We start from the raw sequence: 23,938 nt of genomic DNA on the forward strand, positions 1-23,938 counted from the left end.
CATGACCCAATCCCATTCTTCTCTGTCGCTCTCGGATCTCACCTTCACCTGGCCGGACGGCGAATCAGTCTTTTCCCGCAACAACTTTGTATTCCCCAGTGGCCGTGTCGGTCTCGTGGGACTCAATGGATCGGGAAAATCGACTCTGCTGCGATTGATCGCAGGAGAGCTCTCACCGGAATCCGGATCCGTGACCGCTTCCGGCGAGGTCGGCTACCTCCGTCAGGACATCACACTCGATCCGAGTGTTCGGGTGGACGATATCCTCGGTATCCACGAACTACGAAACGCATTGCACCGCATCGAAACCGGTGGCGGATCCGAGTCCGATTTTGCACTCGTGGACAACAACTGGGATATCGAGGAGAGCGCTCTCTCCACCTTGCATCGACTCGGCCTCGCGAAGGTAGTTCCGGATACGGCGGCACTGAGCCGAACCGTTGGCACCCTCTCCGGCGGAGAGACCGTCCTACTCGGCCTGACCGCAACGCTGCTGAAGAATCCGCAGGTGCTGCTCCTCGACGAGCCGACCAACAACCTGGACCGCGACGCTCGATCACGAGTTCATGCTGCAGTCCAACAGTTTCCGGGAACCGTACTGATCGTCAGTCACGACCGGGAACTGCTCGACACCGCGGAGTACACGGTCGAACTACGTCGGGGGGATCTACGCGTGTTCGGCGGCAACTACTCGCACTACCAGGAGGTCGTGACCGCTGAGCAGGAAAACGCACTCGCCACCGTTCGCGACGCCAAGGCCGATCTGGCGAAGCAGAGCCGCGAGCTGATCGACGCTCGAACAAAACTGGACCGACGTAAGCGCTATGGGCAGAAGATGTTCGAGAACAAGCGGGTGCCACTGATTATCGCGCAGGAACGAAAACGCCAAGCCCAAGTTTCGGCCGGAAAGCTGGCCCTCAACCATATCGGGAAGGTGGACGAGGCCAAGTCTGCCCTGTCGGAGGCAGAGGAACTCCTTCGAGACGATCGCGAGATCCGCCTGGACCTTCCTGCTACAGAGGTTCATCCGGGGCAGCAGGTTGCGCGGCTCGACGAGGTGACGTTGCGGAGCGGCCAAGTGGTATCGCTCCAGATCACCGGGCCGGAGCGGATTGCGATAATGGGACGCAACGGAATCGGCAAGACGACGTTGCTCGATGCACTCGCTGCGTCGACTCCGTTCGTAGCCTCTCGTGCGCTCCCCCAACGTCTCGACGTGTTCGACGAGGATCTCTCGGTGGCGGACAACGTCGCATTGGCTGCGCCACACGCAACGGCCGAGGAAATTCGTGGGCAGTTGGCACGGTTCCTTTTCCGGGGAACGGATTCCGACGTCTTGGCATCGGCGCTCTCCGGCGGTGAACGATTGCGCGCCGCGTTGGCGACGATCCTTCTGGCCGAACCCGCGCCTCAGCTGCTTCTTCTCGACGAGCCGACCAACAATCTGGACCTACCGAGTCTCGCCCATCTCACGCAGGCACTTTCGGATTTCCGCGGTGCCATGGTGGTGGTGAGTCACGATCTGCCGTTCCTGCGCGACATCGGCATAACGCGGTGGATCAGCATGGACGAGAATGGTATTCAGGACGTCGATCCCGAGTAGGCCGACGGTTGACGCTAGCGGCGCGAGACGGTCCGGCCTTACTGTGGGGCGATGTGCCTTCACCTCGACGCAACCGCCGCCCTGTCGATTGCAGGTTGGGTTCGCGAAGAACCTACTCGATCGGCCTCTGCCCCAGTTCCGCAACCTCTGGTCGGCGTTTGTGATCAACTCGTCGTGTGGGCGAGCTCGTTCTCCGTACTTGCCAGTTCAGACGACCAGGTGTGGTTTCTCTCGGCGGAGAACTATGCCGGTGGAGTTGGTATCAGCGATGAGGCGTTTCCCTGGAATGCGTTCCGGCACGAGAGCCTGGCGGTCGCTTCCGGGCCGGCTGAGCGCGCGGCGATCAACGCCTTCTGGTCCGCTCACCTCCCGGTTCTGCTGTCTGTACGCAATGGGTACGAGTACTTGGCGCTCGCTCCGGACGGTCAGGTCGTCCGTGGGGGAGAGCCGGAGTTCGAGGAGGTCACCGTCGTTGCCGCTGATTTCGAGGCTCTGCTTCGGGGCATAGCCGCAGGCGTCAGCACGGCAGACCCCGTCACCGATGCACTGCTTGGCACAGTGGGTACTGCCCGGCCGGGCGGTGACCGGTAGCTCTGAGGGAAGCCGAGTTGATTGCTCGACTGTTCGTGAAAGTTCACGGAATCCGTCGAAATGGCTCCGGACGGCTACTCGAGTTCACGTGCGTAGTAACTGGCACCCATACTGGACGGGTGTTGCACGACGTGAGAAATCCGGTGGACGGTGCGCGGATCACCTATCAGATCGTGGGCGACGGCCCACCCCTGTTGATGGTGCACGGCACTGCGTTGTCTCGCTCCATCTGGCGTGGCTTCGGGTACGTCAAGGCGCTCCAGGAACAGTATCGTCTGATTCTCGTCGACATGCGGGGTCACGGACGCAGCGACAAACCACACGACTCCGATTCGTATGCAATGGATCTGGTGGTCGGCGATCTCCTGGAGATCCTCGACACGGAGTCTCCGTTCGAACCGGCTCACGTCCTCGGATACTCGTTCGGCGGGCGCTCGGTGATGTCGCTGACTGTCGAGCACTCCGAACGGGTGCGATCGCTGACCGTCGGCGGCGGCAGTAGCCGACCGATGACGGGCGCGTTCGACGCATTGTTCTTCCCAGGCTGCATCGACGCACTCGAAAGCGGCGGTATCGAAGGATTTCTGACCGGTTGGGGCGCGAGACGCGGCAAACCGGTGGATCCTCAGACCGCGACTGCCTTTCGAATCAACGATCCCCTCGCACTCGCGGCCTACATGCGGCGTGCGGAGAAGGAGCAGGGCATCGACGACGCCGTGCTTCGCCGGATCGCCACGCCGACTTTGTTGTTCGTCGGATCGAGAGATCGCGAGCGCCTGCCGGATACCGAGCATCTGGAGTCCATGATTCCGGACAGTGCTTTGGCCGTGATCGAGGGGGCTGATCACGCGAGCGCGGTCGCGGACTCCGAAGCTGTGCTGCGTGCGCTCATTCCGTTCCTGAGCCGACAGTAGTCCGCCTTCATCCGCTCACTACTGCGGTGTGAGCACTCTCGACTCGAGCGCGGTCACCGGTGGTTGCCGCAAGTCCAAGCGTCGCAGCAACTGAGCATTCGCGGCAACGACCACAGTGGATACCGACATCAGGATTGCTCCGACCTCCATCGGCAGCACGAACCCGACGGGCGCCAGTACTCCCGCAGCGAGGGGAACCGAGATCGCGTTGTATCCCGCTGCCCACCAGAGGTTCTGAACCATCTTCCGGTAGGTGGCGCGGGACAGCTCGATGACCGAGCTCACCGAACGCGGATCATCGCTGGCCAGAACAACTCCCGCCGACGCGATCGCCACGTCGGTTCCGGCACCGATCGCGATACCCACATCCGCCTGGGCAAGTGCCGGCGCATCGTTGACCCCGTCACCGACCATCGCCACGCGGTGGCCCGCAGCCTGAAGCCGAGATACCTGTGCTCCCTTGTCCTGCGGAAGCACCTCGGCGAAAACTTCGTCGATCCCGAGCCTGCGAGCCACCGAATGGGCCACGGCCTCCGCGTCTCCGGTGACCATGGCCACGCGCACACCGCGAGCGTGGAGGGCGTCCACGGCCAATGCAGATTCCGGGCGAATCTCGTCGGCCAATGCCAATGCACCGATCACCTTCTCGTCACGCACTACATGCAGGACGGTCGACCCGTCACTCAGCCACTCTTCGGTCCCCGGGATCGCTGTGGCCCCGACCGATCTCAACATCCCCGGTCCGCCGACACCGACGCGTGCACCGGCGACGTCCGCAGCAACCCCGATCCCGTTGTGCGCCTGAAAGTCGGAACCCGAAGTGAAGTCGAGCGACAACTCCCGCGCCGCTGCGACGACGGCGCGCCCGAGTGGATGTTCGCTGTCGAACTCGACGGCAGCTGCCGCGCTGAGCACGTCATCATCGGAATACCCGTCGACACCGCGTACACCGACCACTGCGGGCTCCCCCTTGGTGAGAGTGCCGGTCTTGTCGAAGAGAACGGTGTCAACGTTGCGCATCGCCTCGAGGGCCATGCGGTCGGTGATCAAGATCCCAGCCCGAGCCGCCCGTTCCGTCGCGATCGAGACGACGAGCGGAATCGCCAACCCGAGCGCGTGCGGGCAGGCGATCACCAGAACGGTGATCGTCCGGGTGACTGCGCTCTCCGGGGTGCCCCAGATACTCCAGGCGATCGCGGTCAGCACTGCCGCGCCGAGTGCGTACCAGAACAGCAGAGCAGCGGCCTTGTCTGCCAACACCTGAGCACGACTCGACGAGTTCTGTGCCTGCTCGACCAGGCGCCGGATACCGGCGAGTGCGGTGTCTTCTCCCACCGCGGTGACTCGAATCCGAAGTGCCGAGTCGGTGGCTACGGTGCCGGCCACCACCTGATCTCCGACAGTCCGGCGGACGGTCTTCGACTCGCCCGTGATCATGGATTCGTCCATGTCGGCGCTTCCCTCGACCACGGTTCCGTCCGAGGGAACTCGGGCGCCGGGGCGAACTATCACCAGGTCGCCGGTAGCCAGAGCTGCGGTGGGCACGGTTTCCACCGACTCCCCCACTACCCGTTCGGCCTCGTCGGGCAGCAAAGCGGCAAGAGAGTCCAAGGCGCTCGAAGTCTGACTGAGCGAACGCATCTCGATCCAGTGACCCAACAACATGATCACGATCAGGAGCGCGAGCTCCCACCAGAAATCAAGAGTGTGATCCACCCAGTGCAGACTTGCAGCCCAAGACGCGAAGAAGGCAACGGTGATGGCAAGTGCGATCAGAAGCATCATTCCGGGTTGCCGAGAACGTATTTCGGCGACAGCGCCGGTGAGGAACGGCTTGCCGCCCCAGAAGTACATCCCCGTGCCGAGTACCGGTGAGATCCATTCCACCAGAGAGTTTTCCGGAAGGGTGTACCCGACCAGATCAGCGAACATCGCATCTGCCGCAACAACCGGAACTGCGATTACCAGCATGACTGCGAACAACGTCCGGAACTGTGCGACGTGATCCCCGTGACCACCGTGTGCCCCATGCTCCATCTGACTGTGGTTCATCTGGCTGTGGTCCATCTCGTTATGGTCCATCTGACTGTGATCCATGTGGCGGTCATCCCCTCGCGTGTGATTCCGGCACTGCAGCGGTCAAGCCATCAGCCTCGAACGTATGCCCGGCTCAGCCACCGAGCAAGGTCACGCGGCCAACGTCAATCGCTCAACTCCCCTTCAACATCGTTTCCATCTGAGTGATTTCTGCCTGCTGACCGGCGATGATAGCTTCTGCCATCTTCTCCGCCGATGGATCGAGCCCGTTGTCGAGCTCGGTCTGGGACATGGTGATGGCACCCTTGTGGTGCTCGATCATCATCGTCAACCACAACTTGTCGAACTCCGCGCCACTGGCGTCGGTGAGGGCGGTCATGTCGTCGGCCGACATCATGCCCGGCATCTCGGCCATACCGACGCCGTGTCCCGCATGCGCCGAATCATCCATGCCCTCCATCGAACTCGACGAAGGATCGGGGCGTCCCCACTTCGTCAGGAATTCGGTCATCTGAGCCATTTCCGGGCCTTGCGCCGCCTCTATCTGCGCTGCAAGCGAGAGAAGTTCCGCATTGTCGGTTCGACCGTCGACCATTCTGGCCATGTCCAATGCCTGCGCGTGATGCGGGTACATCCCTTCGAGAAACTCGATGTCGGCGGCATTGACCCCCGCGGGAATCTCCGACTGTGCTGCGACGCTGGTTGTTTCGGAAGAATGGTTGACACTCTCCCCGGAGTTGTCCGAGCATCCGGCAATCAACAGTGCTGCCGCTGCCACAACCGGAACGAACCGCGTGGCGCTCTTCCTGACCGTCAAAGACATGTTTTCACTCCCGAGAGTTGATTCTGTTCGATATGCACTGCACCACAATTGATTTGACGACAGTGCTGCAAATGCGCAGTTGCCACGTTACCGGCGGAAATCCGCCTCGAAGCCCGATAACCGGCCCAAACAGGCTTCCTTCATCGAATCTTCACAGTCGAACGGAAATCACCACGCGACAGAAATGCACACACGCAGTCGACTAACCTCGGTTCGATGAGCGCCGAACTACGACCTGGCGAGGAACCGGGGCGTGTTCTTGTCGTCGACGACGAGACTGCCCTTGCGAAGGTTGTCGCCAATTATCTGACACGCGAGGGATTCACCGTGCGCCTCGCCCACGACGGGCCGAGCGCAGTACGTTCGGTGCGCGACTTCGAGCCCGCACTGATCGTGCTCGACCTGATGCTTCCGGGCTTCGACGGTCTGGAAGTCTGCCGGCGGATCCGCACGTTTTCCGACGCGTATGTCCTGATGCTCTCCGCCCGCGGTGACGAGTCGGACAAGGTAACCGGACTGGCAGCCGGCGCAGACGACTACGTGGTCAAACCCTTCGGCCCCCGCGAGTTGGTTGCGCGAGTGAAAGCACTGCTCAGACGGCCACGCGCGTCGAGCTTGCTGCCGAAAGTACTGCCAACGCCTCCCGGACTCGACATCGACGTCCTGTCCCGCACGGTTCGTGTGGACGACACCCTGGTCGATCTCACTCCCACCGAGTTCACTCTGTTGTCCGCACTCGCATCCCGACCCGACGCTGCCTGGAGTCGGGCCGAGATCATCACCTCGGTGTGGGGGTCGTCCTGGTTCGGGGACCAGCACATCGTCGACGTCCATGTCCGTGCGTTACGCCGCAAACTCGGCGACGACGCGACCGATCCTCGGTTCATCAGGACCGTCAGGGGCGTCGGATACTCCCTGAGGTCGTCATGAACGCGGTCGTCATGAACAAACTCGGGCTACGCGGAAAACTGCTGCTCGCGCAGCTTGTCGTTCTGTTCGTCTCCTGCCTCGCCATCGCCGCAGTCGCCATTGCCGTCGCTGCCCCGCTCTTTCACAACCACCTCATGATGGCCGGCATCGAAGACTCGAACGTCCGTACCCACACCGAAGAAGCTTTCGCTCAGACGATGACCATCGCTCTGTTGTGCGGGATTGCAGTCGCACTGGTGGGCGCCGGCATCGCCGCGGTCTACATCGTCCGACGCATCACCGCCCCGATCTCAACGCTGGCGGAGGCGGCTCAAAGCGTCGCCGACGGGAACTTCGACGTGACTATCGGCCGGTCCGGCGTAGATGCCGATTTCACGCGTCTCGAAACTACCTTTGCCGACATGGCGGCACGCCTTGATCATTCGGATCGGGTCCGCAAACGCCTGCTTGCCGATCTTGCCCACGAATTACGCACTCCGGTATCGACTTTGGCTGCGTACGTGGACGGCATCGAGGATGGCGTCCTACCCACGGACTCCTCTTCGTGGTCGGTCATGCGCGATCAACTCGAAAGACTGCGTCGGCTCTCTTGTGATCTGGCGGACGTCTCCGCTGCCGACGAACACGCTCTCGAACTCGATCGCCGGGATGAGAATATCGACGACATCGTTTGCAGCGCAACGGCAGCAGCGGCGCCGCGTTTCGCCGATCGTGGAGTCGAATTGACTACCTCGCTACCTCCGCAACCGATCACGACCGAGGTCGATCGCCAACGAATCGACCAGATCCTCGCCAACCTGCTCGAAAACGCGTTGCGGCACACTCCGAGCGGAGGTTCGGTGACGGTGACACTCGCGCGGGAAGGTGACCACCTCTCGGTGTCCGTCACCGACACCGGTGACGGAATTCCCACAGACGAACTCGAATCAGTCTTCGACCGTTTCCATCGCGGTGATCGATCCGACGGTTCCGGTTTGGGGCTCACGATTGCGCGTAGCCTCGCGCTTGCACACGGCGGCGATCTGGTGGCGCTCCGAAACGAACAACCTCCCGGCAGCACGCTGATCCTCACCTTGCCGACAGGTTTCAGGCTGCCGCTTTGAACGGATCGTGCTCGGCGATCAACTTCTCGAGTCGAGCTTCGTCCACTCGAACCCTGACTGTCGACGCTTCCTGCTGATCACGAATCACCTTGGCCAACGTGAACGTACTGGTGACCAGGAACAGCAAGGACATTCCGAGAAATCCGCGTTGCCACGCATCGATCGGAAGATACGCAATTCCGAGGAGGGTGCCGACAAAACTGACGGCAAAGGCTATTCCGGCCTGAAGATAGAAGGCTGCAGTGGTCTTCGAAGGTGTTGTCGGTGTGCTCATGCTTCGAAGTCTGCTCGCCCATCCCGGCACTCGGATGCGTAGTCCTACTCGAGAGTGCACGGTACTTCCCCGACAAAAAATCAGATGCCGTTACCTATCCTGGTGGATAGTCTCGGTCCGGTATCCGGAGTTGTTCCAGAACAGTTGTCGTTCGACAACAGTCAGACGGCAGGAGTGATCGATGACCCGCAGACATATCGCCATGGTGAGCATTCCGGCACCTGGCCACGTCAATCCGAGCCTGGCGATCATCGCGCGTCTCGTCGCCGCCGGTCACCGCGTCACCTACGCCAACGACGAGTCGATGCGTGAGGTCATCGAGGCGACCGGGGCCGAATTCGCACCGTACGTCTCCACATTGCCCAGCCTCGTTCCTTCCCCTGACGGCGCCGAACCGGAGAAGAGTTGGGACGGGGATCTGATCGATCAGTTGACGATTTTCCAGGACGACTACGAGTCGATGCTGCCGCAGCTTCGCCGAATCTACGACGACGACCGTCCCGACCTCTTCCTCTACGACATCGCGGGAGTTCCAGCGCGAATACTGGCTCAGCAGTGGAACGTTCCCATCATCCAGCTGTCGCCGACGTACGTTGCCTGGGACGGTTACGAAGCCGACGCCGCACCGATGTACGACGAGATTCGCTCCGACCCGAGAGGCGTCGACCTGCTCGATCGGGAGGCCCGGTTCTTCCGCAGCGAAGGCGTCGAGGTCGACCCGCGCGAGTTCACCGGACGCCCACCGCGTGCGATCGTTCTGATCGCAGAATCGATGCAGCCCAACGCCGATCGCGTGAACCGTGACGTGTACACGTTTGTCGGCCCAGCACTCGAACCGAGCAGTCAACCCTGGGTGAACCCGGATCCGGACCGCAAACTTCTGTTGATTTCGTTGGGTTCAGCCTTCACCGATCATCCGGATTTCTACCGCACCTGCGTCGAGGCTTTCGGCGAGCTGGACGGCTGGCACGTCGTCCTCCAGATCGGAAAGCAGGTGCAGATCTCAGATCTCGGACCAGTGCCCGACAACGTCGAAATACACCGATGGGTACCGCAGTTCGCGATTCTGCAGGAGGCCGACGCGTTCGTGACCCACGCGGGCATGGGCGGATCCAGCGAGGGGCTCGTGACCGGCACACCCATGATCGCGGTGCCGCAAGCCGTCGATCAGTTCGGCAACGCCGACTCGCTGGTCGACGCCGGTGTCGCAGTACGCGTCGACAGCGCTACCGTCACGGCAGCAGAGCTTCGTGAGGCGTTGGCTCGGGTGAGTTCGGACGAGTTCCGACGACGCAGTACAGAGTTGGCAAAAGAGCTCGCAGCGGCGGGCGGTGTGTCCCGTGCCGTCGAGTTGATCGAAGCCGTCCTACCCGGCAGCGGGCGGCGGTAGTGGCGGTTACCAGTGCCAGGCGTCGCCACCTACGTTCTTGATGGTTCGCTGCAGAACCGTGATGGTGGTGACGAACTCTTCTTCGCTGATTCCCTGCATCCGCTCTTCCTGCAGCATCTGCTGTACCCGCGCGGCGCGTTCGAACTGCTGGGAGCCCGCATCAGTGGGGAGAAGGACAGCCCCGTCTTCACGCGCCCACCCCAGATCGAGGGCAGAGTCGACGGCCGCGTCGACCACGTCAGTTGATTCGTTCGGACCGATCGTGCGGAGGAGGGCAGCTCGCTCCATCCCTTCAGGGTGCAGCGAAAGTTGGTGCAGGACCCACCATTGCGGCTGGGTGACGCCGACCGCTTCGAGCGCTCCCCTCGTGCGCGCACGAATCGCCTCACCGGCACGCGCGGTCCAGAATCCGATCGGCTGATTGGCCGGTGGCTGCATCGCTTGTTCGTTCATGGATACGACGATAAAACCTCAACGGAAGTTCAGGTCAACCACCAGCGAGGTGAAGTTCTACATATGTTGTGTGATTGCTCGGCCGATGATGCGGGCAGCGTCGGGGAACTCACCCGGGTTCGGTCCGGCGTAGTTGAGCCGCAAGAACTTTCCGGTCGGTTCCGCCGGGAACCAATCGTCACCGGCCCCGACGATGACGCCGGCCGACCGGCAGTCCTGCACCACGCGTTCGAGATTCGTGGTGTCCGGGAGCCGCAGCCAGAGGTTGAGTCCGCCTTGCGGTACGGCGTCGAGGTGAGCGTCCGGCGCATGTTCGCGCAAACTCGACACGAGGAGATCGCGTCTGGCCTCGAGTTGGTGACGAAGCCTGCGCAAGTGCGTGCGCCAGGCCGGCTGGGTCACGACGTCGAGCGCTACCGCTTGCAGCATCCCACTGACATACATCGAATCTGCCTGTGTATCAGCAAGAATTCGCTCGTAGGCCGGGCCTCGGGCGATCAATCCCGCAACTCGCACCGACGGCGAGACGCTCTTGGTCAGTGCACGAAGGTAGACGACGTGTCCACTGTCGTCGCGAGCAGCGATGGGGCTGGGATCTGCGGTGATTCCGAAGTCGAGCGCCGAACTGTCCTCGATGAGGAACGCGCCGTGCCGACGGACGGTGTCGAGAACCTTGTCAGCCAACGACGGCGACCACAGCGCTCCCGTCGGACTCGCGAAGCTCGGTTGTGCATAGAACGCACGGGCACCGGTCTGTTCGAATGCACGCGAAAGCTCTTCAGGATCAGGACCGTTGGCGCCGCTGGAGATCGGAATGACCGTGACTCCAGCCTGCGCGGCAGCCAGGATCGCACCCCAGTAGGTCGGCGATTCCATGAGCAACGGCCGCCCCTCCCCCACCAACGCACGGAAGGACGTCGCAAGCCCACCCTGACTGCCGGGAAGTACAACCACGTCGTTCGGCCCCGGCGGAGTGATCCCGACAGGAGTAGCGGAACCCAATTCGGAGGCAAACCAGGACTGCAGTTCCGGAAGCCCGGCAGCGAGGGGTCGATTGAACACGGCGTCGGTTCGCGTCGCCCTGGTGAAGGCTGCACGAACCAGACCTTCCGGCAACAGCTCTCGGGCCGGATAGCCGGAATGCAGCGCGATCACGTCGTTGGAGGTGGACTGCAGCGCAATAGGCAGTTGCAGCCGATAATTCGGCGATCCGAGCGCCGCTGTCTGCCACCCGTAATCGTTGGGTCGCACGACGCGCGCCGCGCGTACGAAGGTTCCCACTCCGGGACGAGCCTCTACGACTCCCTGAGATACCAGCGTTCGCAGCGCCTTCTGCACGGTGACCGGACTGGCACCGTGCAGGCTCACGAGCGACCGAGTGGACGGAAGCTTCGCGCCGGGAGGAGCCGTCGCGATCCATTCACGCAGGGCTGCGACAATCCTCGAACTGCTATCATTGGACATGTCGAAACATAGTAGCGCTACTCTCCCACCGACGCTAGCGCTATCGCGAATCAATGTCCGTTTCCAGAGCTGAACCCTGAGGCGCCCTTCTCATCTGAAACACAACTCGCCCAACCGAACCGGAAGAGGTACGTAACCGCGTGAACACACCCATCGATCAGGCCCGCAAGCTCGAGAATGTCAGGTACGACATCAGAGGGCGAATTCTCGACAAGACCGAAGAACTCGAGGATCAGGGACACACGATCCTGCGACTCAACGTCGGCAATCCGGCCCCCTTCGGATTCGAAGCTCCGGACGAAATCATGATGGCCATGATCCGCAATCTCCCTACCGCGCAGGGATATTGCGATTCTCGCGGACTGTATTCGGCGCGCACCGCGGTGGTGCAGTACTACCAGACGCGGGGTATCACCGATGTCACCGTCGACGAGATCTATCTCGGAAACGGCGTCTCCGAACTGATCACGCTGACGATGCAGGCGCTCTGCAATCCCGAGGACGAGATCCTGATTCCCGCTCCCGACTACCCCTTGTGGACGGCTTCGGTTTCACTTGCCGGCGGCACGCCGGTCCACTACCTCACCGATGAAAGCCAGGGCTGGGCACCGGACTTCGACGATCTGGAAGCTCGGATCTCTCCCCGTACCCGAGGGATTGTCGTCATCAATCCCAACAATCCGACGGGCGCCGTCTACTCGACGGAGGTGCTGCAACGCTTCGTGGACATCGCGCGCAAACACGATCTGATGCTCTTCGCCGACGAAATCTACGAAAAGATCGTCTACGACGGCCGATCCATGACAAACCTTGCGTCGATGACCGGGCGAGACGTCCTGTGTCTGACGTACTCGGGGCTGTCCAAGGCCTACCGCGTCTGCGGGTTCCGAGCAGGATGGCTGGCAATCACCGGACCACTAGAGCGGGCGTCGAGTTTCATCGAAGGCATCAAACTGCTGGCCAACATGCGAATGTGTGCCAACGTTCCGGCGCAGCACGCGATCCAGACCGCACTCGGCGGGCGCCAGTCCATCGAGGACCTGTTGCTTCCACAAGGCCGGCTGACAGCGCAGCGCGATCTCGCGCACAGCACGCTCAACAGCATCGACGGAATCAGTTGCCAACAGGCCGACGGGGCGCTGTACCTGTTCCCCAAGCTCGACGTCGACAAGTTCGGCATCGTCGACGACGAGAGGTTCGTTCTCGATCTACTGGAGTCGGAGAAGATCCTGGTCAGCCACGGTCGCGCATTCAATTGGATCGAACCCGATCACTTCCGGTTGGTGACTCTCCCCAACACCGACGATCTCTCGACCGCTCTCGAGCGACTCGGCAACTTCCTCAGTTCCTACAGCCAGTAACCCTGGTTACCGGGCCCACGTACGACTGAACGCCGACCGGATTTCCGGTCGGCGTTCAGTGGTGAAAATCAGCAGGCGATCAGGCAGTGACGATCGCGTCGAGTGCCGAGTAGAACAAGCCCAATCCGTCGTCACTGGGACCGGTGAGAGCCTCGGTGGCGTGCTCGGGGTGCGGCATCAAACCGACGACGCGGCCGTTGGCCGAAGAGATGCCGGCGATGCGACGCTGCGAACCGTTGGGGTTCTCCTCCGAGTAACGGAAGACGACGCGGCCTTCGCCCTCGAGTTCGTCGAGAACCTTCTCGGACGCCTGGAAGCGACCTTCACCCGACTTGAGGGGGATGAGGATCTGGGCGCCGGCCTCGTAGCGTGAGGACCAAGCCGTGTTGTTGGCTTCGACCGTCAACCACTCGTCGCGGCAGATGAAGTGCAGACCCTGGTTACGGGTCAGGGCACCGGGGAGCAAACCTGCCTCGCAGAGGATCTGGAAACCGTTGCAGATGCCCAGGACCGGCATGCCGCCCTTGGCTGCTTCGACAACCTTGCCCATCGCGGGAGCAAAACGTGCGATTGCGCCGCAGCGAAGGTAGTCGCCGTAGGAGAATCCACCGGGAACGACAACCGCGTCGACACCCTTGAGGTCTGCGTCGCCGTGCCAGAGTTCGACAGCTTCACCGCCGGCCAGGTTCACAGCCCGGGCTGCGTCGATGTCGTCGAGCGTGCCCGGGAACGTGATTACCCCGATACGTGCGCTCATGCCTCGACTCGCCTGACGGTCCAATCCTCGATCACCGTGTTGGCCAGCAGGCCTTCGGCGATCTTCTCGAGTTCGGCGTCTTCGACACTGCCGTCGATCTCCAACTCGAACCGCTTGCCCTGACGGACATCGGATACTCCTGCAAAGCCCAGGCGAGACAGTGCCCCGACAATTGCCTGTCCCTGGGGGTCGAGAATCTCGGCCTTGGGCATGACTTCGACGACGACACGGGCCACGTGCTGCTCCTCGGTACTAGTGCGCGAACCCGGAGTGAAACGCTCGGGTGATGGCCAGTTTACCGGGCGTACCCGAGATGGTTCGCATCGAGTGATCGGGGCGTGACGGCCAACACCCGCGAGAGCCGCCTGCGAGTCCCTTCAGGGCGGCGCATACTCGAAATCATGCGACTGACACATTTTGGCCATTCCTGTGTTCTCGTGGAGTTGAACGGATCGAAGATCCTCTTCGATCCCGGCAACTTCTCGCACGGGTTCGAAGGCATCACCGGCCTCGACGCCATCCTCGTGACACATCAACACCCCGATCATGCCGACCCCGCGCGCCTGCCCGAACTGGCCGAAGCCAACCCCGACGCCGTGCTCTACAGCGATCCGCAGACGGCGGAAAAGCTCGGTGGACGCTGGACCGGAGTCCGCCCGGGCGACCGGTTCAGCATCGGTGACGTCGAGGTGACCGGAGCGGGCGGAGAGCACGCGATCATCCATCCGGACCTACCGATGATCGACAACACCGCGTTCCTCCTCGGCGACGCGAGCAACCCGGCGCAGTTCATGCACCCCGGCGATTCCCTCTTCGTCCCCGAACAGACGGTCGACGTTCTTGCCCTCCCCGCCGCCGCACCGTGGCTCAAGATCTCGGAGGCCATCGACTACCTCCGTGCGGTTGCGCCGCGCGTCGCGGTTCCCATCCATCAAGCGATCATCCGCGACGAAGCCACAGGTATTTTCTACGGTCGCTATTCGGAAATGGCTGCCGACGGCACCGAGTTCCGAGTTCTCGGCGAGGAGTCGAGCGTCGAAGTCGCCTGACTCAGTTCTCACGCACTCACGTCGACGATGATCCAGCCGGTGCTCGTCCCGCCGGCTGCGTCGGTGAGTGTGTAGAGAATCCTGTCGGTGCCTGTCTTCGTTCCGGCCTCGAACACAACTTCACCGTTTTCGAGCTTTACCGTGCCACCGAGAAGTGATGTCGCCTCGACGCCGGTCACCTTGATCGAATCTCCGTTGCTGTCATGATCATTCGCGACGGCGTCGACGGTGACCGCGCCACCTGAGCGGACCCGCGCGGTGTCGAGTGCGGCGTACGGCGGGATCGGACTTGCCGTGTACCGACCGACATCGTCGAGTCGAGCCGAGGCAACATCCGCAGCATCGACGATGGCAGCAAATTCGGTGCCGTCGAAGCGCGAGAGGTCGTTGCCGTTCATGATGGCCGATCCCTCGGCGCCACCGCCGTGATAGTCGTCGGCATAGAAGTTGTGGCCCAACTCGTGGCGGAGGACGCGACTGAAGGTGCCATCGGGCTCGGCACCGACGTGCGCGTAGCTGTGATCGAGTTCGAACTTCGAGTAATAGGCATTTCCGCCACCGGATTTGCACACGACAGTCGCCTGATCGACGCTGGTCCCGACTTGATCGGACCACAGTTCTTCCAACTGCTCGAGGTTTTCACAACTGCTCGAATACGGATCGTCGGCGGCATCTGCCCGAAGGACGACCCGACCGAGGATCGGCCGGATTCCGACGTCTCTGATCCAGATCGCAGCGGTTCTGGCCATGGATTCCTCGGCCCGGTCCAGGGCGACGGCAGGACTGCCTTCACCGTGCGCGGAGTAGCATTCGCCGCTCAGGTCCAACCCCACCACGAACTGCTTCACCGTCTTGCCGACGTTTGCTGCCGAGGCCGTCGCGATGGAGGCGGTCGGCCACTGCGGCTTCGCATCGATCGGCGCGGTGCTGCGACCGACCACGTCCGATCCGACGAACTCGATCGAAGCGCCCCGATCGAAAATCACCTGTCCGCGCAGTGTTCCAGCGGAGTCGACGATGGCCGAGACGATTGCGTCCGGATGCCCTTCCACGCTGCCGATGTACGAACGGGGCGCCGGGATCACCACGTGGGAAAGCTCGCCGCCGCTTTCTTGCACAGTCATCGAGAAGTCGGGTCCCCGCAGATTCATCTTGTGGAGTCGCAACGTGAGTTGCTCGCCTTCGTCGTCGACGGTCGCGGTGCGGACGCCGTCACTCGATCCACTCGATCCGCCGTCGATACTTCCCGTCGGCAGAGTGTGGACCACGCCGGTCGGAGCGGCAGACGCGAGCGTCGGGACGACCGCACCGCAGACGACCACGCCCACAGTCACAGCGACAAGACCTTTGGCCGACTTGGTGAGCACTCGTGCGCGCATGGTGAAACCCCAACCCATCTACTAGCGGCAGATTAACTGCACGCACTCTAGCAGCGAAGAAGTTGGATGACTCCACACTTGAATTCAGCGTCCGTTTTGTGCAAATTTGACCCGCTCTGCACTACTGCCAGCAAGAAACGGAAGAAGGGCGAAGAGTCAGCCCGCTCGGACAACCCGGACAGACGACACCATTTCGTAGCTATCGAATAGTTGCCAACTACCGAATTCAGGCAGCGCCGAGCTCCTGAGACGGGGAGTTCCACCGATACACCTGCGAGGTGGCTTCGTGAAAGAGTGCAAGGTCGACGGCGTCGAGAACTGCCTGCCTCGGGCCCTCGTTTCCCAACTGCTTGGCCGTGATCGACAATCTGACCAGTCCCCCACGCTTGGCGGCGCGCCCGGCTCCGAGAACCAATGCGCGACACCACCACGGCTCGGCCTTGAAGCCCTCGCCGATACCGAAAACCCGTCCCCGCTGCAAGGTGCCTCGGGTCAGATCGTGCACTGCCCCGAGGCCTGCCATCGTGCGAAAACCCGTCTCCGGCAACACCGACATGGCACCGGGCGACGCCACCCAGCGCGGCGGCGCGAACACCCGGGTCCGAAGGCCGGCATGCTCGAGAACTCGATCCGCAGCGAGTAGTCGCAGCTTTGCTTCGTGCTTCGACAGAGTGGCGAACTCGGCCCGACGGCGCTTGGTCGCTGCCTGGTCGTAGCCGTGCAGAACGATGGCGTCGCCGTGCTCACGACGCTCACGCAGCCAAGCCGTCGTCACCGCGTCGTCGGCCAGTCGATATTTGTCCTTCAGTCGCGGCGCCACCAGGAGCGACAGGCGGACACCTCGAGCGTCCATCTCGTCAGCGAATCCGGCAGCGAGATAACATGTCTCGTCTCTGATTCCGGATACCGACACGATCAGTTCTGCGGACATACTCCGATAGTGGCAGCTGTGGGTGAACAGCACACTGCCGCCGGATGATCATCCGGCGGCAGTTTTCAGCGCAGCTACCAGTTCTCGGGAAGCGCAGCTACCAATTCTTCGGAAGCGCAGCTACTAGTTCTTGGGAAGCGCAGCTTCGATCGCGGCGACGACCTCGGGTGCGTCAGGCTCGGTCCGCGGACGGAAGCGGTTGACGACGGTGCCGTCCGGTCCGATCAGGAACTTCTCGAAGTTCCACTGAACGTCTCCCGCAGTGCCTTCGGCGTCGGCCGCCTTGGTGAGCTCGGCATACAGCGGATGCTGGTTTTCTCCGTTCACCTCGATCTTCTCGAGAAGCGGGAACGTGACGCCGTAGGTGGTGGAGCAGAACGTCTCGATCTCTTCGGCGGTACCCGGTTCCTGCCCCATGAACTGGTTGCACGGGATGCCGATCACGGTCAGACCGCGATCCGCGTACTCGCCGGCCAGCTTCTCGAGCGCCGAGTACTGCGGGGTCAGCCCACACTTGGATGCCACGTTGACGACGAGGACGGCGCGGCCGTCGTATTCACCCAACGAGGTGGGCACGCCACCGAGGGTGTTGATCGCGATGTTCTGTACTGGAGTTGTCATAGGCTCCAACTTAGCGACTCTTGTCCGCTGCTACGTCGACGCTCCGAGAATGCGATCGAGGTCGTCGAGGACGGTGAGGCCGCCGAGCGGTCCGACTCCGGTGATCCAGTAGGACATGTCGACCAGATGCGGGTTCGGGAAGAGTCCGGCGTTGTCCGCCACGGCCTTCGGCATCGTGCTTGCATCGGCCGGTTTCGCGGAGGTCACCAGGATGAGGTCGGCGTTGGCTCCGGAGACGAATTCCGGGGAGAGGTCGACGGAGATCGAGTTCTCCCAGTCGCGTGCCGGAATCGTGAGTCCCGCGCATTCGAGAGTGCTTCCGGCAAACGAGGTGGGCCCGTACAGCGTCAGAACGTCGTCGCGTGGGCGGATGAGCTGAGCGGTCTTGCCCTCGGTGCTGTGCTTGCCGGCCACTTCCTCGCAGCGTGCCGTGTAGTCGCCGAGCAGTTCGCCTGCCTGATCGGTCTTGTTCAACGCCTCTGCGACGAACTGGACGTTGTCCTGCCACGGATCGGTCTGGGTTGCCATGTAGACGGTCGGCGCGATGGCAGCGAGCTGCTCGTACAGATCACCGTGCCGTGTTTCCGTTCCGATGATCAGGTCCGGGCTCAGGGCGACGATCTTCTCGAGGTTCGGTGCCGCGACGGTGCCGACCATCTCGATCTCCGCGGCCTCCTCACCGAGGTACGCGGGAACACCGGTCGTCTCGCTCAGTACCGCGGTGCCCACGGGGATCACGCCCAGCGCTACCGACGTGTCGAGCTGAACCGGCTCGAGCACGACAACTCGCTGCGGATCCATCGGGACGTCGGTGGTTCCGCGGGCGTGGGTGACCGCGTGCACGGTGTCGGCAGACTGACTGCCGGTATCCGTCGTGTCGTCACTTCCACACGCCGTTGTCGTTGCCACGACGGCGGCGAGAACAAAACCACCCAGCACGTACTTCGTCCGCGAGTTACTGCGTTTCATTCCCAACACTCCTGTTACCGACTGCTTCCGACCGTCACAGCCACGCGCATTCACCACGGCTGAGCAAAGGATTCACCATCCAATAGTCTGGTGAGCCTAACCTACGAGACTGGAGCCTCATCATGTCTTCCCTTCCCTGCCACGGCGACGGTGTCCTGGGGAAGGCATCAATGCAGTGCCTTTCGGAATTTGTCGCCAATCCACAAACCAGTCGACGCCCTCACGCCTGTACACGGCAGTCGTCAACTGCCGGTGAACCGATGGTCGGTCGCGCCGGAACGACACATCTGTGGGTGTTGATCGAGCACCCCGGCCCCTGGCCGGCGTCCGCCCCCGACGACGTTCTCCCCGTCGCGCTCACCGAAAAGATCTACGCAGCGCAGGGCCGTATCCGCCTCGTGGTGATCCGGCGGACCCGCAACCGCCGGGTTCTCACGCCGACGTGTGTACTCGCGTGGACGGACGGCATCCGCCAGTGGATGCGCGAAGGGTCGGTGGACCGATACGAGGATCTGTCGGTACTGCCGTTCGAATCGATGGCCGCGGGAGTGGAACCCGACTTCGGCCGCTCCCGCACTGAACCACTCTTCGCAGTGTGCACACATGGAAAAAAGGATGCGTGCTGCGCGGAACTCGGCCGTCCGGTGGTGTCGGCACTGGGCGTTGCCGGGATCGCGGACGTGTGGGAATGCAGTCACATCGGCGGAGACCGTTTCGCGGCCAACATGATTGCGTGGCCCGCCGCAGTCTATTTCAGTCGGCTGGACGGCGACTCCGCCACGGACGCAGTCGAGAAGTACCTGAACGGAGAACTGGCGGTGACTCACCTGCGCGGCCGGGCGGCACTGTCGCAGGCCGCTCAGGCCGCCGAGCACGCCGTCCGACGCGCTACCGACATCGTCGCAACGGATGCACTCGAGAGCATCACCGAGAGCGTCGACGGAGTATGCGCGACCGTCGATCTTCGGTTGGAGGAGAGAGACTTTCGCGTGGTCGTCCGGCCCGGTCCTCCCGGGCAGCCGTTCGGACATGATTGTGGTTCCGGAGGAACGGTCGAATGGAGTGGATGGATCGTCGAGCACCTTCTCGAGCAACCGCACTGACCACTCGATTTCCGCTGCGACTGCCCGGCAGGCCATCGAACCGAGATTTGCGCGGACTGACAACACTTCGAATCAGGTCGCGATGAAGGATCGACGCCCCTGGTGATTACAGCTTGCATTCTTCCCATGACCACCGCACTGACGCCGAATGCCGTTTCCCGGTCTGCAGATCCGATCAAGAGTGAGGTCGACTACGAAACGCTGGCAGAGAAATTCCGTCCGATCTTCGCGGACATCGCACAAAGCGTCGTGGAACGCGAACGCGATCATGTCCTTCCCTTTCAACAGATCGATGCACTCAAGAAAGCAGGCTTCGGCGCCGTTCGGGTGCCGACGACACACGGTGGGTCCGGCGCGAGCATCCCTCAGCTGATCCGCTTGTTGGTCGAACTGTCGAGTGCCGATTCCAACATCACGCAGGCACTACGCGGACACTTCGCGTTTGTCGAAGACCGACTGGTCGCCGATCCCGGACCGGAACGTGACACCTGGCTCCGACGCTTTGCAGAGGGACAGTTGGTCGGAAACGCGTGGACCGAGATCGGCGACGTTGCACTGGGAGAAGCCAACACCAAGGTCTCGCCGGCGCCCGACGCCGATCACTTCCTGGCGAACGGGGCAAAGTTCTACAGCACGGGTTCCATTTTCGCCGATTGGATCGACCTGTACTCACAGCGCACCGACACCGGCGCATTCGTGATCGCCGCAGTGGAAGCGAGACAACCCGGAGTCACGCACAGCGACGACTGGAACGGGTTCGGCCAGCAGACGACTGGCTCCGGTTCGTCGGTCTACGAGGACGCGATTGTCCAGCCGGAGAACATCTTCGACTTCTCGACGCGTTTCAAATATCAGACCGCGTTCTACCAACTGTTCCATCTCGCCACCCTCGCCGGCATTGCCAAGGCCGCGACGACCGAGATCTCTCGCCGAGTTGCCGCTCGCACTCGAACCTTCAGTCACGGCAACGCACCGAGATACGCGCAGGATTCACAGATTCAGCAAGTGGTCGGCGAGGTCTCCTCAGCTGCCTTTGCCGCCGAGGCCGTTGCAGTGCACGCAGCGCAGTCGTCCCAATGGGCTTACGAAGCCGCATTCTCGGGGTCGCGCGAGGAAGAGAAGGCGGCCAACATTGCGGCCGAAATCGATTCGGGGCGAGGCCAAGTCGCCTCGATCGGACTCGTCGTGCCGGCCACGGCCAAGATCTTCGACGCGCTCGGCGCTTCCGGAGTGAGCCGCGACCTCGATCTCGATCGATTCTGGCGCAATGCCCGCACCGTCGCCAGCCACAACCCGGTCGTCTTCAAATCCAAAGTTGTCGGCGACTACGAAATCAACGGAACCGAACCGATTTACGTGTGGGCCATCGGGACTGCACCGACCGAAAAGGATGAACAGGCATGACCGTGACCAGTGAAACCGAAGTCTTCGTCGGCGTTCCCGACACATCCGAGGGTTGGATCGACCGCGCACGCGAGGTGAGCAACATCCTTGCCGCCGACGCGCTCGCCCGCGACCGAGCCGGCGAACCACCGTTCCGAGAAGTCCAGCTGCTCAAGGACAGTGGTCTGGTGACGCTCCTGGGCCCGGTCGAGTTCGGCGGCGGTGGGCAGCGATGGGAGACCGCCTACAAGGTGGTTCGGGAGATCGCGCGCGCCGACGGCTCCATCGGACAACTGCTCGGGTATCACTACCTGTGGGCATGGGCAGCCAGATTGGTCGGTACCGATCCGCAGATCTCCGCTGTCGAGGAGCTGTACACGAGCAACCGATTCTTCTTCGGTGGCGCGGTGAATCCTCGAGACACCGACCTCACCGTCGTGGACCGCGGAGACAACCTGGTGTTCAACGGTGTGAAGTCGTTTTCCACCGGAGGACGAGTCACCGACCTCACGGTGCTCGAGGGAATCATCGACGGAACGGCGACGCATGTGTTCGCGATCGTGCCGACTGCTCAGGACGGCATAGTCTTCCGCGGAGACTGGGACAACCTCGGGCAGCGCCTCACCGATTCCGGCAGTGTCGAGATCAACGACGTCGAGGTCGACTGGGCAAGCGCGGCAGGCTTTGTCGACAAGGAATTCCAACCGCTGGTCTACAACACCCTGAACTTCCCGGCCATCGAGATCGTGTTCGCGAACTTCTACCTCGGGATCGCCCGTGGCGCACTGGACACTGCGGCCGAGTACACCCGAACCCGTACGCGTCCATGGCCGTACGGCGGTGACAACCGCGAAATCGCAACGGACGAGTGGTACCTCCGTGAGGGCTACGGTGACTTGCAATCCAAGCTGTGGGCAGCGGAGGCCTTCGTGGATCAGGTCAGCCGTGAGGCCGACACCGTGCTCCACGACGCTCGCGAAAACCTCACCGAGCAGGCTCGCGGCGATCTTGCCGTACGGATCGCGGCCGCAAAACTTCGCGCCGCCGACGTGTCCTTGGAGATCAGCAACAAGATCTTCGAACTGACGGGTGCCAGAGCCACGTCCAACGACGTGGGCTTGGACATCTACTGGCGCAACATCCGGACGCATACCCTTCACGATCCGCTCGCGTACAAGCGCCGTGAAGTCGGTAGCCGCTATCTGACCGGCGAGATTCCCGAACCGACCTGGTACACATAGCACCCACGAACAGAAAGAGACCGTCGCACGGTTGGTGCGGCGGTCTCTTTCATCGTTACGACCAGGATCACTGATCGTAGATCGGGTTCCGCGCCTGCTGTGCGGTCAAACGTTCAGCAGAGCGGACGGATCTAGTGATGGCTCACAAACGACTGCTTGGTGCCGGTCGGAGCCGTTTCGAGTTTGTGCTGCTCTTCTTCGTCCTCGTCGTCGAGCATCGTGGCCTCGTTGAACGGGATCTTGCCGTCGAGCACCTCGACGACGCGTTCCTTGTCGATCGTCTTGGTCCACGCGCCGACCAGGAGAGTCGCGACAGCGTTGCCCGAGAAGTTGGTGATTGCTCGCGCTTCCGACATGAAGCGGTCGATTCCGACGATGAGCCCGACGCCGTCGAGAAGCTCGGGGCGGTGGCTCTGCAGACCACCGGCCAGCGTGGCCAGGCCGGCGCCGCTGACTCCGGCAGCGCCCTTGGAGGCGATGATCATGAACACCAGCAGCGAGAGCTGCTCACCGAAACCGAGCGGCTGTCCCATGGCGTCGGCAATGAAGATCGACGCCATCGTCAGGTAGATCGCGGTGCCGTCGAGGTTGAACGAGTAGCCGGTGGGAACGACGATGCCTACCGTGGTGCGCTCGACGCCCACGTGCTCCATCTTGGCGATCAGACGCGGCAGTGCCGATTCGGAGGACGAGGTGGCGAAGATGAGCAGGTACTCACGGGCCAGGTACTTGACCAGCTTGAAGATGTTGAACCCGGTGACGGCGCGCAGCAGGGTTCCGAGAACACCGAAGACGAAGATCAGGCAGGTCAGGTAGAAGCCGATCATCAGGGTTCCGAGCTGAACGACGGCGTTCAAACCGGTCTGGCCGACGACGCTGGCGATGGCACCGAAAGCACCGATCGGGGCAAGCCAGAGGATCATTGTCAGGATCTTGAACACGAGCTTCTGGATGTATCCGACGGCCTTGAGAATCGGTTCACCCGACTTGCCGAGCGACTGGATCGCGAAGCCGACCAGAAGGGCGACGAACAGAGTCTGCAGCACGCTGCCGGCTGTGAGGGAGGACAGCATCGACGTCGGAATGATGGACGCGATGAAGTCCCAGGTACCGCCCGCACTGTGGGCCTGATCTGCAAGCTTGGCCACAGAGGCCGCGTTAGGCGTGATGTTCAGGCCACTGCCCGGGTTGAGCAGGTTGCCGACGCCCAGGCCGATCGCGAGTGCGATGGTGGACATCCCGATGAAGTAGGCGAGTGCGAGGCCGCCGACCTTGCCGACCTTGGCCGCAGCTCGAACCGAGCCGATGCCGAGCACGATGGTGCAGAAGATGACCGGGCTGATCATCATCTTGATCAAGCTGACGAACAACGTGCCGAGTACACCGACGGACTTACCGAACTCGGGTGCGAGCCAACCGACGAGGATGCCGCCGATGACCGCGACGATGACGCTCATGTAGAGCCAATGCGTCTTGTCGCGCTTTGCCTTGGTGCCCTCGGGCTGTGGGGAACCGTCTACTGTCCCTGTTGCCGTGCTGCTCATGGGGTGTCCTTTGGATCG

Annotated in this window: 23 protein-coding genes; 11 read left to right on the plus strand and 12 right to left on the minus strand. The window is 62.3% G+C overall.

The genetic code is table 11. The features are described from left to right. Position 1: 1 nt before the first annotated feature. From I7X09_RS21830 to I7X09_RS21840, 3 genes are all read left to right on the plus strand, one after another. Complete coding sequence (locus I7X09_RS21830) at positions 2-1,603, plus strand: ABC-F family ATP-binding cassette domain-containing protein (RefSeq protein ID WP_200313638.1); 1,602 nt, start codon at positions 2-4, stop codon at positions 1,601-1,603. A gap of 51 nt (positions 1,604-1,654) precedes the next feature. Then, a complete protein-coding gene (locus I7X09_RS21835; RefSeq protein WP_200313640.1) occupies positions 1,655-2,194 on the plus strand; it encodes a hypothetical protein in 540 nt (179 codons plus the stop codon). Positions 2,195-2,337: 143 nt separating this feature from the next. Then, positions 2,338-3,108 carry an alpha/beta fold hydrolase gene (locus I7X09_RS21840; protein WP_095971403.1) on the plus strand — a complete coding sequence of 257 codons (771 nt, stop codon included), beginning with the start codon at positions 2,338-2,340 and terminating at the stop codon, positions 3,106-3,108. An 18-nt stretch (positions 3,109-3,126) separates the two neighbouring features. Here the strand turns inward: I7X09_RS21840 and I7X09_RS21845 are convergent, their stop codons facing one another. Both I7X09_RS21845 and I7X09_RS21850 read right to left on the minus strand, forming a co-directional pair. Continuing rightward, positions 3,127-5,190, minus strand: a complete 2,064-nt coding sequence (locus tag I7X09_RS21845) for a heavy metal translocating P-type ATPase (RefSeq protein ID WP_234036669.1) — start codon at positions 5,188-5,190, stop codon at positions 3,127-3,129. Between the two features lie 127 nt (positions 5,191-5,317). Further along, positions 5,318-5,968, minus strand: a complete 651-nt coding sequence (locus I7X09_RS21850) for a DUF305 domain-containing protein (RefSeq protein ID WP_200313644.1) — start codon at positions 5,966-5,968, stop codon at positions 5,318-5,320. 216 nt (positions 5,969-6,184) lie between these two features. Between I7X09_RS21850 and I7X09_RS21855 the strand changes: the two genes are divergently transcribed. Together I7X09_RS21855 and I7X09_RS21860 are read left to right on the plus strand one after the other, a co-directional pair. Then, positions 6,185-6,898: a response regulator transcription factor gene (locus I7X09_RS21855; protein WP_166811594.1), complete on the plus strand. Its 714-nt coding sequence runs from the start codon at positions 6,185-6,187 to the stop codon at positions 6,896-6,898. Then, a complete protein-coding gene (locus I7X09_RS21860; RefSeq protein WP_200313646.1) occupies positions 6,895-8,001 on the plus strand; it encodes a sensor histidine kinase in 1,107 nt (368 codons plus the stop codon). Before I7X09_RS21855 ends, I7X09_RS21860 begins: the two co-directional genes overlap by 4 nt. Here I7X09_RS21860 and I7X09_RS21865 read toward each other — a convergent pair. Further along, positions 7,985-8,275: a YiaA/YiaB family inner membrane protein gene (locus I7X09_RS21865; RefSeq protein ID WP_003945505.1), complete on the minus strand. Its 291-nt coding sequence runs from the start codon at positions 8,273-8,275 to the stop codon at positions 7,985-7,987. The genes I7X09_RS21860 and I7X09_RS21865 overlap by 17 nt on opposite strands. A gap of 181 nt (positions 8,276-8,456) precedes the next feature. On the opposite strand from I7X09_RS21865, the gene I7X09_RS21870 reads away from it, so the two are divergent. Continuing rightward, complete coding sequence (locus I7X09_RS21870) at positions 8,457-9,665, plus strand: macrolide family glycosyltransferase (protein ID WP_200313648.1); 1,209 nt, start codon at positions 8,457-8,459, stop codon at positions 9,663-9,665. Positions 9,666-9,671: 6 nt separating this feature from the next. Here the strand turns inward: I7X09_RS21870 and I7X09_RS21875 are convergent, their stop codons facing one another. Next, the gene (locus I7X09_RS21875; RefSeq protein ID WP_200313650.1) at positions 9,672-10,118 is read right to left on the minus strand and encodes a MarR family winged helix-turn-helix transcriptional regulator; all 447 of its coding nucleotides are present in this window, start codon (positions 10,116-10,118) and stop codon (positions 9,672-9,674) included. A gap of 57 nt (positions 10,119-10,175) precedes the next feature. Beyond that, on the minus strand, positions 10,176-11,582 hold the full coding sequence (locus I7X09_RS21880) for an aminotransferase-like domain-containing protein (protein WP_200313652.1): 1,407 nt from the start codon (positions 11,580-11,582) through the stop codon (positions 10,176-10,178). Positions 11,583-11,722: 140 nt separating this feature from the next. On the opposite strand from I7X09_RS21880, the gene I7X09_RS21885 reads away from it, so the two are divergent. Beyond that, the gene (locus I7X09_RS21885; RefSeq protein WP_095971411.1) at positions 11,723-12,943 is read left to right on the plus strand and encodes a pyridoxal phosphate-dependent aminotransferase; all 1,221 of its coding nucleotides are present in this window, start codon (positions 11,723-11,725) and stop codon (positions 12,941-12,943) included. Positions 12,944-13,022: 79 nt separating this feature from the next. Here I7X09_RS21885 and purQ read toward each other — a convergent pair whose 3' ends face one another. Then, the gene (gene purQ, locus I7X09_RS21890) at positions 13,023-13,700 is read right to left on the minus strand and encodes a phosphoribosylformylglycinamidine synthase subunit PurQ (RefSeq protein WP_050655460.1); all 678 of its coding nucleotides are present in this window, start codon (positions 13,698-13,700) and stop codon (positions 13,023-13,025) included. Continuing rightward, positions 13,697-13,936, minus strand: a complete 240-nt coding sequence (gene purS / locus I7X09_RS21895; RefSeq protein WP_003945817.1) for a phosphoribosylformylglycinamidine synthase subunit PurS — start codon at positions 13,934-13,936, stop codon at positions 13,697-13,699. The genes purQ and purS overlap by 4 nt, the downstream gene beginning before the upstream one ends. A gap of 165 nt (positions 13,937-14,101) precedes the next feature. Between purS and I7X09_RS21900 the strand changes: the two genes are divergently transcribed. Beyond that, positions 14,102-14,749, plus strand: a complete 648-nt coding sequence (locus tag I7X09_RS21900; protein ID WP_095971412.1) for an MBL fold metallo-hydrolase — start codon at positions 14,102-14,104, stop codon at positions 14,747-14,749. Between the two features lie 8 nt (positions 14,750-14,757). On the opposite strand, the gene I7X09_RS21905 is transcribed toward I7X09_RS21900, so the two are convergent. The 4 genes from I7X09_RS21905 to I7X09_RS21920 all read right to left on the minus strand — a co-directional run bounded on the left by I7X09_RS21905 (position 14,758) and on the right by I7X09_RS21920 (position 18,649). After that, positions 14,758-16,128: an Ig-like domain-containing protein gene (locus tag I7X09_RS21905; RefSeq protein ID WP_200313655.1), complete on the minus strand. Its 1,371-nt coding sequence runs from the start codon at positions 16,126-16,128 to the stop codon at positions 14,758-14,760. Between the two features lie 226 nt (positions 16,129-16,354). Then, the gene (locus tag I7X09_RS21910; protein WP_019747074.1) at positions 16,355-17,059 is read right to left on the minus strand and encodes a DUF2334 domain-containing protein; all 705 of its coding nucleotides are present in this window, start codon (positions 17,057-17,059) and stop codon (positions 16,355-16,357) included. 123 nt (positions 17,060-17,182) lie between these two features. Further along, positions 17,183-17,680, minus strand: a complete 498-nt coding sequence (locus I7X09_RS21915) for a glutathione peroxidase (protein ID WP_095971414.1) — start codon at positions 17,678-17,680, stop codon at positions 17,183-17,185. A 30-nt stretch (positions 17,681-17,710) separates the two neighbouring features. After that, positions 17,711-18,649: an ABC transporter substrate-binding protein gene (locus tag I7X09_RS21920; RefSeq protein WP_124568775.1), complete on the minus strand. Its 939-nt coding sequence runs from the start codon at positions 18,647-18,649 to the stop codon at positions 17,711-17,713. A 122-nt stretch (positions 18,650-18,771) separates the two neighbouring features. On the opposite strand from I7X09_RS21920, the gene I7X09_RS21925 reads away from it, so the two are divergent. The 3 genes from I7X09_RS21925 (at position 18,772) to I7X09_RS21935 (ending at position 22,376) form a co-directional block, all read left to right on the plus strand. Beyond that, on the plus strand, positions 18,772-19,752 hold the full coding sequence (locus I7X09_RS21925; RefSeq protein WP_234036670.1) for a sucrase ferredoxin: 981 nt from the start codon (positions 18,772-18,774) through the stop codon (positions 19,750-19,752). Positions 19,753-19,878: 126 nt separating this feature from the next. After that, positions 19,879-21,156 (plus strand): acyl-CoA dehydrogenase family protein, encoded by a 1,278-nt coding sequence (locus I7X09_RS21930; protein ID WP_200313657.1) that lies wholly within the window; start codon positions 19,879-19,881, stop codon positions 21,154-21,156. Continuing rightward, positions 21,153-22,376 carry an acyl-CoA dehydrogenase family protein gene (locus tag I7X09_RS21935; protein WP_200313659.1) on the plus strand — a complete coding sequence of 408 codons (1,224 nt, stop codon included), beginning with the start codon at positions 21,153-21,155 and terminating at the stop codon, positions 22,374-22,376. The genes I7X09_RS21930 and I7X09_RS21935 overlap by 4 nt, the downstream gene beginning before the upstream one ends. Positions 22,377-22,507: 131 nt before the next feature. On the opposite strand, the gene I7X09_RS21940 is transcribed toward I7X09_RS21935, so the two are convergent. Next, a complete protein-coding gene (locus I7X09_RS21940) occupies positions 22,508-23,920 on the minus strand; it encodes a C4-dicarboxylate transporter DctA (RefSeq protein WP_007734438.1) in 1,413 nt (470 codons plus the stop codon). Positions 23,921-23,938 lie beyond the last annotated feature (18 nt).

It is taken from the genome of Rhodococcus sp. P-2 (assembly GCF_016598535.1).
GTDB classification, from domain to species: domain Bacteria; phylum Actinomycetota; class Actinomycetes; order Mycobacteriales; family Mycobacteriaceae; genus Rhodococcus_F; species Rhodococcus_F baikonurensis.

Bases quoted from the DNA above. Each gene is read 5' to 3' on its own strand.
- I7X09_RS21830 (WP_200313638.1), top strand. From the start codon at position 2: ATGACCCAATCCCATTCTTCTCTGTCGCTCTCGGATCTCACCTTCACC.
- I7X09_RS21835 (WP_200313640.1), top strand. From the start codon at position 1,655: ATGTGCCTTCACCTCGACGCAACCGCCGCCCTGTCGATTGCAGGTTGG.
- I7X09_RS21845 (WP_234036669.1), bottom strand. From the start codon at position 5,190: ATGGACCATAACGAGATGGACCACAGCCAGATGAACCACAGTCAGATG.
- I7X09_RS21850 (WP_200313644.1), bottom strand. From the start codon at position 5,968: ATGTCTTTGACGGTCAGGAAGAGCGCCACGCGGTTCGTTCCGGTTGTG.
- I7X09_RS21855 (WP_166811594.1), top strand. From the start codon at position 6,185: ATGAGCGCCGAACTACGACCTGGCGAGGAACCGGGGCGTGTTCTTGTC.
- I7X09_RS21860 (WP_200313646.1), top strand. From the start codon at position 6,895: ATGAACGCGGTCGTCATGAACAAACTCGGGCTACGCGGAAAACTGCTG.
- I7X09_RS21865 (WP_003945505.1), bottom strand. From the start codon at position 8,275: ATGAGCACACCGACAACACCTTCGAAGACCACTGCAGCCTTCTATCTT.
- I7X09_RS21870 (WP_200313648.1), top strand. From the start codon at position 8,457: ATGACCCGCAGACATATCGCCATGGTGAGCATTCCGGCACCTGGCCAC.
- I7X09_RS21875 (WP_200313650.1), bottom strand. From the start codon at position 10,118: ATGAACGAACAAGCGATGCAGCCACCGGCCAATCAGCCGATCGGATTC.
- I7X09_RS21880 (WP_200313652.1), bottom strand. From the start codon at position 11,582: ATGTCCAATGATAGCAGTTCGAGGATTGTCGCAGCCCTGCGTGAATGG.
- purQ (WP_050655460.1), bottom strand. From the start codon at position 13,700: ATGAGCGCACGTATCGGGGTAATCACGTTCCCGGGCACGCTCGACGAC.
- I7X09_RS21900 (WP_095971412.1), top strand. From the start codon at position 14,102: ATGCGACTGACACATTTTGGCCATTCCTGTGTTCTCGTGGAGTTGAAC.
- I7X09_RS21905 (WP_200313655.1), bottom strand. From the start codon at position 16,128: ATGCGCGCACGAGTGCTCACCAAGTCGGCCAAAGGTCTTGTCGCTGTG.
- I7X09_RS21910 (WP_019747074.1), bottom strand. From the start codon at position 17,059: ATGTCCGCAGAACTGATCGTGTCGGTATCCGGAATCAGAGACGAGACA.
- I7X09_RS21915 (WP_095971414.1), bottom strand. From the start codon at position 17,680: ATGACAACTCCAGTACAGAACATCGCGATCAACACCCTCGGTGGCGTG.
- I7X09_RS21920 (WP_124568775.1), bottom strand. From the start codon at position 18,649: ATGAAACGCAGTAACTCGCGGACGAAGTACGTGCTGGGTGGTTTTGTT.
- I7X09_RS21925 (WP_234036670.1), top strand. From the start codon at position 18,772: ATGTCTTCCCTTCCCTGCCACGGCGACGGTGTCCTGGGGAAGGCATCA.
- I7X09_RS21930 (WP_200313657.1), top strand. From the start codon at position 19,879: ATGACCACCGCACTGACGCCGAATGCCGTTTCCCGGTCTGCAGATCCG.
- I7X09_RS21935 (WP_200313659.1), top strand. From the start codon at position 21,153: ATGACCGTGACCAGTGAAACCGAAGTCTTCGTCGGCGTTCCCGACACA.
- I7X09_RS21940 (WP_007734438.1), bottom strand. From the start codon at position 23,920: ATGAGCAGCACGGCAACAGGGACAGTAGACGGTTCCCCACAGCCCGAG.